The sequence below is a fragment of the Aneurinibacillus aneurinilyticus ATCC 12856 genome, from assembly GCF_000466385.1.
GTDB lineage: Bacteria > Bacillota > Bacilli > Aneurinibacillales > Aneurinibacillaceae > Aneurinibacillus > Aneurinibacillus aneurinilyticus.
The window spans coordinates 1-3,400 of sequence record NZ_KE952706.1; the positions used below are offsets into that span (position 1 = coordinate 1).

Annotated in this window: 5 protein-coding genes; all 5 read left to right on the forward strand. The window is 34.3% G+C overall.

Annotated elements, in window-relative coordinates; all coding sequences use genetic code 11:
* Positions 1-512, forward strand: a 512-nt coding sequence (locus tag HMPREF0083_RS04330) for an HNH/ENDO VII family nuclease (protein ID WP_021619850.1), incomplete at its 5' end; no start/stop codon positions are given.
* Between the two features lie 13 nt (positions 513-525).
* Positions 526-1,050 (forward strand): ankyrin repeat domain-containing protein, encoded by a 525-nt coding sequence (locus HMPREF0083_RS04335; protein WP_040301473.1) that lies wholly within the window; start codon positions 526-528, stop codon positions 1,048-1,050.
* On the forward strand, positions 1,028-1,366 hold the full coding sequence (locus HMPREF0083_RS04340) for a DUF2185 domain-containing protein (protein WP_021619852.1): 339 nt from the start codon (positions 1,028-1,030) through the stop codon (positions 1,364-1,366). Before HMPREF0083_RS04335 ends, HMPREF0083_RS04340 begins: the two co-directional genes overlap by 23 nt.
* Before the next feature lie 573 nt (positions 1,367-1,939).
* Entirely contained in the window at positions 1,940-2,242 is a 303-nt protein-coding gene (locus tag HMPREF0083_RS04345; RefSeq protein WP_245191312.1) for a hypothetical protein, read from the forward strand.
* Positions 2,239-2,886: an SMI1/KNR4 family protein gene (locus HMPREF0083_RS04350; RefSeq protein ID WP_021619854.1), complete on the forward strand. Its 648-nt coding sequence runs from the start codon at positions 2,239-2,241 to the stop codon at positions 2,884-2,886. The genes HMPREF0083_RS04345 and HMPREF0083_RS04350 overlap by 4 nt, the downstream gene beginning before the upstream one ends.
* Positions 2,887-3,400 lie beyond the last annotated feature (514 nt).

The following is a 3,400-nucleotide window of genomic DNA, read 5'->3' on the forward strand; positions in this document are numbered from 1 at the left end:
CTCCTAAATCACAGGAGACACCGAAGCCTAAGGAGACACCAAAGCCTAAGGAAACACCAAAGCCTAAAGAGACACCGAGACCTAAGGAAACGCAACAACCTACTCAGGGGACTCCTAAAGCTGGAGCCAAAAAAATTATTGCAAAAGATGGAACTGTGACTATAAAAGGTGAAGGGGATATTACTGAAGTTATAGATAATAGACCTTATTTAGATCCAAAAAAGAGACCATCATTAAGAAAAGGTGTAGCTGAAGAGGTCTGGGAAAATGCGAAAGGACCAGATGGCTTGGTAAGAGATCCTAATACAGGTGACGTGATACATTGGAATCCCGGAGAGAGTAGAAGAGGAGTATGGGATATGGGACATGTACCAGGAGAAAAGTATTCTGATATGCATAAGAAATATTTAAATGGTGAATTGACACCTAAAGAATTTCGAGATTGGTATAATGATCCTCAAAACTACTTACCAGAACTTCCATCAAATAATAGAAGTCATAAATATGAGTAGGGAGGTAATTTGGATGAATATAGACATGATTGCGAAACTTAAGCGTAGTGAGGAGTTTTTTGCCGCTTTTCAAGAAGGAGATCAGTTAAAGTATTTTGATGGTATTTCATTAATTTTTTATGCGGTAAGTAATAAAGATTTAGAATCTAGGTATAAAATCTCTAATTTCTTATTAGATAAAGGAGTTGACGTAACGTCCTTAAATCAAGATCATGAAAGTATTCTTCATGTTTTGCTTTCTCAAGTGAAAAATGACATAATTCAAGTGACTAATTTATGTGGGCGTTTGATATCGATGGGGGCAGATATCAATATATTAGATAACAATAATAGAGTGGCACTAAAGTATATATTAAATATGAAGTATGCAGATGAAGAGTTAAAACCAATATATGACCTATGGTTTTCTCAAGAAAATGTTAGTTTGACAACAAAAGACAAGTGGGGTATGACACCCATCGAATTTGCTAAGAAATTGCCATATAGAAAAGATATTGTTGAAAGGATGGAATTATATGTTAGGGAAAAAGAAGCCTAATTTTATAGATGGGGCAGGAGGATGTATTGTTTCCAAAAATATATTAGATAATAAAGGTAATCTTAAATGGTTATTAAGAGAGGAATCAGTTAATGATGTAGATAACGGCTGGAGATTTTTTTCTGACATAGATAATGATGAGTTTATTAATAACCCTAAAAATATGACCATATGCGACTTCAATACAGTTGCAGAAATTGAACCAGCAGTTATTGGAATTTACCACTTTCCAATAGGTAGTGATTTACAATTAATTGTAGAAAATAACCGAAGATTCTTTTTGGATAATTTAACTGGAAAAGTAGTTGAATTATAAAGAGGATTTTATATTTTTTTGTAAATATTTTACTTACATCCCTAATAAGAAAATCGTACAATAAAACTAATAGACTAAAAAACTTTGTAAACATGCTTGATAAACTCTTAAAGGCTTATTCCAACTTAAACGATGAGAAGGAATGAGCCTTTTTTGTATGTCAAAAACACGAAGGAGGAAAAAGATAATGAAAAAACCTATACAGTCAGGCAACTGCCCAGCACCGAATGAGTCACTTTACTGATAACAAGTGTATGTATCAGAGATAATTTGTAGGGATACTTATAATTTAACTGGAGAACAGGTTCATTGGAAATAGACTTGCGATTTCTTGCCTCTTAGGGGACGGATAAATCTAGAGCTGATTATTTAAGAGAAAAGTATGGAAAATTAAGTTCTGAACAGCTTCATGCTAATATTAATGATAGAGCGGGAATTGTCTTTCCACAAAGATCAACTAACAGCAAACTTAAAAACGGTGGTTATCGTACTGATGATGTAGATGCTTATAAAAAAATGAGTCCAAATAAGAACCGCGCACCGGGATTCCGGAATACAAAGTCGGATGGACTTGTGCAGGCTCACCACGCTATACAAGATGAATGGGCTAAATTATGGGCAAAAAGAAATGGAATAAAATATAGTAGTTCTAATGCGCCATCGTTGTTATTAAAATCGATATCAGGTGAATCACATGCTATAATATCAGCATTACAAAGAGCAAGAAGACGGACTGAGGGTTTTAATACGAGCATAAAATATGAATTTAATGAGTCTTATAGAGAAATGATTAAAGCTGGCGTTGACCCAAAGGTTACAAAAAAGGTAATTCGGGAAGCATATAAATACTTTGATAGATTAGGAGGATTTAAATGATAGATTTTCAGTCCTTATCAACTTTTGAACTTTACCCTGCTGTTGATGATCGTGAAATTGACAGTGCCGAGGAAAAAATGGCTATAAAATTCCCGATAGTGTTTAGGCAATTGTTAAAGTTAACCAATGGTTTTGAAACAGAAGAAGGTGTAGTGATATTTGGAACTGATATCATTATTGAGAGAAACGAAACATATGAAGTTGCAGAATACGCAGAGGGGTATTTAGCTGTAGGGAGTAACGGCGGTGGTAAATTCTACTTAATGTCTACAAATGAAGATGCTACTGAGTTATTACAAGTTGATGCAGGGGTTATGAATCCCGAATTTGCTACTATAGTTAGTGGAAATTTTATAGAGTGGATTAATAATGGGGCTAAAAACATTGATTTAATAGAAGACGATGAAGAAAATAATGTCAACCTTTGTGATCTTATTCTGATTCACCCACTTAGCGGTGGCGCAACAGATTTAAAAAAAATACAAGAAGTCTTTAATATTAAAAAGGGATTATTTGATTTATTAAAGGGCTCAAAACAACTCCCCTTTGTCTTAATGAAAGACATACCTGTTGATGTAGCTAAAAATAATTTAAAGGTATTAGGAGAACTGAGTAGGGTATTGAAATTATCAAATGTTGATTAATGATCGAGGAGAAACGTTATTCAGTTAATGCTGATAACTAGTGACAAACGAGCCGCATAAGTATAATCATGACCATTTGTGTTACTTGTAGAAGCTTCTCGCGAATTGAAATGTATTTGATGAGAAAGTATACCCTATTTAATGAGATAGCGTTACGGCGAACAGGTCGATTATGGTCAAATAGCACCATGATTGACCTGTTTTTGTAACGTTCTTTCATTTTGTAGCAGATTCTTTTGGTGATTAATCTTCGAATTGTCAAAGTTATTGTGTAAGTCCATTTTATAATTCCAGCAACTAGATCGTACAATACGACTAACAAACCAAATCCCTATAGACTCGATAAACACGCTTAATAAACTTTCAAAGGCTTATTCCAACTAGGATGAGGAGGAATGAGCCTTTTTGTATGTCAAAAGCTGAATAGGAGAATGAAGCCACCGGATTAAATATCTAGGCAAAGAAAGCGCTAAAAATAGCAAAGGCAGCCAAAGGAAAAGCGAAGCGTCTGGTA